This window comes from Kitasatospora sp. NPDC059599, from assembly GCF_042735125.1.
Classification (GTDB): domain Bacteria; phylum Actinomycetota; class Actinomycetes; order Streptomycetales; family Streptomycetaceae; genus Kitasatospora.
Genome location: NZ_JBHWCL010000058.1, coordinates 40729 through 45404, shown reverse-complemented (window position 1 = coordinate 45404; position 4676 = coordinate 40729). Strand labels below are relative to the sequence as shown.

Annotated in this window: 4 protein-coding genes; 2 read left to right on the top strand and 2 right to left on the bottom strand. The window is 71.3% G+C overall.

All coding sequences use genetic code 11. The features are described 5' to 3' along the window. Positions 1-84: 84 nt before the first annotated feature. A complete protein-coding gene (locus ACFV04_RS21250) occupies positions 85-1491 on the bottom strand; it encodes a hypothetical protein (RefSeq protein ID WP_380531129.1) in 1407 nt (468 codons plus the stop codon). A gap of 661 nt (positions 1492-2152) precedes the next feature. Between ACFV04_RS21250 and ACFV04_RS21245 the strand changes: the two genes are divergently transcribed. Together ACFV04_RS21245 and ACFV04_RS21240 are read left to right on the top strand one after the other, a co-directional pair. After that, a complete protein-coding gene (locus tag ACFV04_RS21245) occupies positions 2153-2572 on the top strand; it encodes a hypothetical protein (RefSeq protein ID WP_380531127.1) in 420 nt (139 codons plus the stop codon). Between the two features lie 95 nt (positions 2573-2667). Then, complete coding sequence (locus tag ACFV04_RS21240) at positions 2668-3246, top strand: hypothetical protein (RefSeq protein ID WP_380531124.1); 579 nt, start codon at positions 2668-2670, stop codon at positions 3244-3246. Between the two features lie 28 nt (positions 3247-3274). On the opposite strand, the gene ACFV04_RS21235 is transcribed toward ACFV04_RS21240, so the two are convergent. Continuing rightward, the coding region (locus ACFV04_RS21235) for a cytochrome D1 domain-containing protein (RefSeq protein ID WP_380531121.1) at positions 3275-4676 on the bottom strand (1402 nt) is incomplete at its 5' end.

Genomic DNA, 4676 nt, shown 5'->3' with positions numbered 1-4676 from the left:
CCCCGTCACTTACCCCCCCCCCAGGCCCACCGGGGCGCCCGCCCCGCATGGACGTGCCCCGCCGTCGACACAGGGCCGTTCGGGTTACCAGTGGTCGTGGCGCTCGCAGCGCCGGTCGTGCTCGTGGCGCTTGATCTCGGTGGGGTCGGCGGCGGTGTGGCTGGTGGTGTCGCCGCCTCCCAGGGCGGTGGCGCGGTTCGTCACCTGGGTGTGGGCCTCGCAGGAGACGTCGACCTGCAGGGTGATGGGCGGGTAGCTGCTCCCGGCGGGGAGGACGTCGCTACGGGTGCAGGTGAGGATGTCCAGGGTGCAGTTCCATCCCGTGCCACCGATGCTGTCGGCCACGAGGCCGGCGGGCAGGGTGTCGTACACGGTGACCGTGCTGCCGTCGGTCGGAGCGGCCCCGATGGCGTTGCCCACGGTGATGGTGTAGGTGCCGTCCTGCCCCTGGGTGAAGTGCCCGGTGTGGGTCTTGGTGACGGTCAAGGACGGGAGCACGTAGGAGATGGTCACCTGGCCGTCCTGGTTCGCCGTCCCGATCGTCGACGGCGCATAGCCCGTGCCGGTACCCGTGTTGGTGGCGAAGCTGCTGCCCCCGCCACCCCCGCCCCCGCCCGCCGAGGTGCCGAGGCGGTTGACGGCGGCGCTGCCGCCGCCCCCGCCGCCGAAGTACCCGCCGCCACCGCCGCCGCCGGCACCGATGGCAGTGGCGGCGCAGCCGCCGTCGAAGGTGCCGCCGGTGCCACCGGTACCGACCGTGGCACCCGAGAACCCGCCCCCCGGCCCGCCGTTCGTGGCCACGCAGAATGTGACGGTGCCCGCGGCGCCCCCGGGGCCTCCCGTGTTGGTACTGGTGCTGCCGCCGCCCCCGCCCTGCCCCGGCGAAGCCCCGGGGCCGGTGGCAGTTCCCGCGGTACCGCCGGTGGCATCCGGCGTCGTCCCGCCGTTGCCTCCGTTGCCCCCCGTGGAGTCTGCCCCGGTGCCGCCGGCACCGCCGCCGCCTCCGGCGACCACCAGTAGGGAGCCGCCCGTGCTGACGCTGGAGGCCCCGCCCCCGCCCGGACCTTCGAAACGGAAACCGGTGAGCGGATAGCTCCCCCCCGGGGCGCCGCCGTTGAACCCGCCGGCACCCCCCGTCCCGGTGCCGTTGCAGCCCTTGCCGCCGGTGCCGCCGACGGTGACGGTGAAGGTCGTCGGGGCGGTGGTCGGCGGCAGGGTGGTCACCACCCGCGCCCCCGCCCCGCCGGCCCCCGTGACGGAACAGGGGGTGCCGGTGTTGTCGGCGCCGCCCGCGCCGTCCGCGGTGATCGTCACCACCACCGCCGCCGGAACCGTCACGGACTGCGGTGCGCCGGTGAAGGTGAAGGTCTGCGACGGATCGGCCTGCTGCGCCTGCACCGGAACGGTCTCCCCCGGCGCGGCGGCCACCGGTGCAGCCGCGGCCGCCAGCAGCGCCATGCCGGACAGCAGTGCGCACCCCAGCGATGCCATCCCCGCACCGCGCTCCCCGCGGTGTCCGCGGTGTCCGCCCGGGTCAACCGGGTCGGACGCGGCGACGGCGGGAACCGGGGTCGTCCCACCGTCCAGGGTCCTGTTGAACACGGCCAGGGGCCGCTGACAGCCGATCCGGTACCACGGCAGGCCGCCCTGTCCACGCGTACGAGCACTCATCCGCGGGTTCACCTCTCCTCACCACGAAGCGCCCCGCACCCCGAACGACAAGTCACGAGCATGACAGGACGCTTGATGACAAATCATGACAAAACACAATTGAATACCCAGATCCGGCCACTTCGAGGTATCCAGGCCATGAGAAACCCCGTGTCTCGCAGCGCTGCGCGATGCGCCCAGGCACACCGGCAGACCGGCGTCGGTGAGGCGCCCGGTGTCGTTCCTGGGTGCCGTCTCCTCCCAGGAACCTGCCCCGGGTACTCGGTGCACCGGGCACCTGCCCGTAGACCATGCCCGCCGCGCCGCGATGACGTCGTGCGCGGCAGGCGAGGACAGCCACGACCAGCCGAAGGCTCGGCACCGCACAGTGCCGGAGCGGGCCGCCGACGCGTTGAGCGGGCCTGCGGCTGCGGCCGGGAGGTCGTCGTCCCGGGTGGCGGGGCAGCTGAACGAGGAAACGGCTCAATGGGACCCTGCTCGCATGAGCCCCGACGACAACGACCACTGGCAGCGCTGGACAGCACGACTGCTGGCCACCCTCGCAGCCGAACCCTCCGATCAGCTGGCCTGGGCCGACGCCCATGACGTGAGAACTGCCGCCATCGCCGACGACGTCGAGTTCGTCCTGCAACTGGCCGAAGCCATGGCGGAACGGGGAACCTCCGACCCGCAAACCCTCCAGGACCTCAAAGCCATCCACGAACTGCTCGACGGAACGGACGCCCGCAACCGCCCCGACCGCTGGGCCGACGCCCTGGCCGCCGACGTGACCTGGAGCAAGGTACGGACCCTGGCCCAACGGATCCTCACCGCCCGGCCGGACCACCCGCATCCGCCACTGCCACGGCGGGTGACCCCTCAACACGCCTACGACCGGGCGCGCCCGTCCACACCCCGTTGACCACGTTCACCCGCACGCCGACACCCGGGCCGGGCCCTGTGCCGTCGACGGCAACCGCCAGGGCCGGGGCCGGGTGTACGACCCACGCTGAGCCGGTGTCCGGCACCGACTTCCCCGCCGGCCTGCCCGAGGTCCAGCGCCGCCGGCACACCTCCCGAAGACCTGCGGGATCGGCTTCCGGTACGTTGTCGACGCCCACCGACCGCTGGAACGGAATCTTCATGGCCTTTGAATGCGGCGCCCTCGGGCGCTCGGGTGACAAGACTGCCCTGGAGTCCCTGACAGCCCTGCTGGCCCACCTGGTAGCCGAAGACGCCGACGTCTCACACGGCGCCATCAGCGAAGGCGACGGCTGGGCCGCCGGCAGAATTCGGATCTCACGCCCCGGAGAACCGGTCCTGGAGCAGTACCTCCAGGTGAGCGTCCGAGGGGAGATCGTGGACTCCTACCTCGAAGATGCTCGCGAGGTGTTGAGTGATGCCCAAACCCAGGGCCGGGATCTCATGGTGACCATGATCCTCAGTGGACCGACGGATCCGATTTCCCATGACCGGATCATGGCCTACGCCCTGAGCGAGTGGCAGGGAATCCCCTGGGACGAGACGTCGGGATTCAGCGACCCGGCATCGGAAGAACCGGGCGCGACTTCCGACATCGCCTGCGGACGCCTCTGAACCGCATACCCTTGGCGGGCGCCCCGGCTCAGAGCAGGTTGGTGTCGATCACCGAGACGGCGTGCGATTGGGTGTCGGTGACGAAGACGTGCCGGTTGTCCGGGGACACCGACACGGCCCAGGGGCCGCCACCGACGGTCACGGTCGCCGTCACCCGGCCCGCTGCGAGGTCGATCACCGACACGGTGCCGTCGAAGAAGTCGGTGACGTAGGCATGGTGACCGTCCGGAGACACAGTCACCCCGAGGGGGTTGTCGCCGACGGGGATCGGCGCGGCGGCCACCTGCTTCAGCACGGCGTCGATGACCGACACGTTGTTCGTGCCGGCATTGGTCACGTAGACGCGGCCGTTCGGTGCGACGGCGACCGCCGAGGGCGTCTTCCCGACAGTGATCTTGCTGATCTGCTTGGTGGCGGTGTCGACCACGAACACGATCGGCTCGTTGTTGGGCGAGGCCGAGCTGGGAACCCAGACGCTGCGACCGTCCGGGGTCACCGCCACTCCGCTCAGGCCGAGGTGTTCTCCGAGGGGGATGGTGTCGACCACCTGCGTCGTACCGGTGTCGATGACGACCAGCGCGCTCGAACCGACGACGTAGAGGTGGTGGCCGTCCGGGGCCAGCGCCACGGCGATGGGGGTGATCGTCATCGGGATCGTGGTGGAAACGTGGTTGTCGGTGGTGTCGATCACCGACACCGTGGTCGAACCGGGATTCTCGATCCGGCCCGCGTTGCCGACGTAGACGCGGCGGCCGTCCGTCGTCGCGGCCAGCCCGAGGCAGTTGGAACCGGCGCTGATCGTGCCGTCCACCTGGTAGCTGGTGGTGTCCCTGATCACCGACACCGAGTTCGCACCACCGTTGGTGACGTACGCCGTACGGCCGTCGGAAGCCGTCGCCACCCCGAGGGGGCTCTGCCCCACGGTGACGGTGGTGACCCGGCCGGTGCCGGTGTCGACCACGGACACGGTGTTCGTGCCGGCGTCGGCGACGTACAGGTGACGGCCGTCCGTGGTCACCCCCAGGCCGACCGGCGTAGCGCCGACGGTGATGGTACCGGTGACCTGGTCGGCGCCGGTGTCGATCACCTTGACGACGTTGTCACCGGCCACCGTGACGTAGGCGTGCTGTGCGTCGGCGGCGACGACCACCGCGGCGGGGTTGTCGCCCACGGCGATGGTGGCGGTCACCTGGCCGCTGTCCGTGTCGATCAGTGACACGGTGCCCGTGTTCGGATCCGAGGCGGTGCCCTTGTCCGGGGTGGTGACGTAGAGCCGGTGGCCGTCCGGGGTCAGGGCCAGTCCGCGGGGGCTGCCGTCCACGGCGAAGGTGGCGCTGACCTGACCGCCGGCCGTGTCGATCACCGACACCGAGTTCCCGCCGGAGTTCGCCACGTAGACGCGGCCACCGTCCGGGGACACCGCGACCCCT

Coding starts and splice junctions, on each gene's coding strand:
- ACFV04_RS21245 (WP_380531127.1), top strand. CDS start 2,153: ATGAGCCCCGACGACAACGACCACTGGCAGCGCTGGACAGCACGACTG.
- ACFV04_RS21250 (WP_380531129.1), bottom strand. CDS start 1,491: ATGGCATCGCTGGGGTGCGCACTGCTGTCCGGCATGGCGCTGCTGGCG.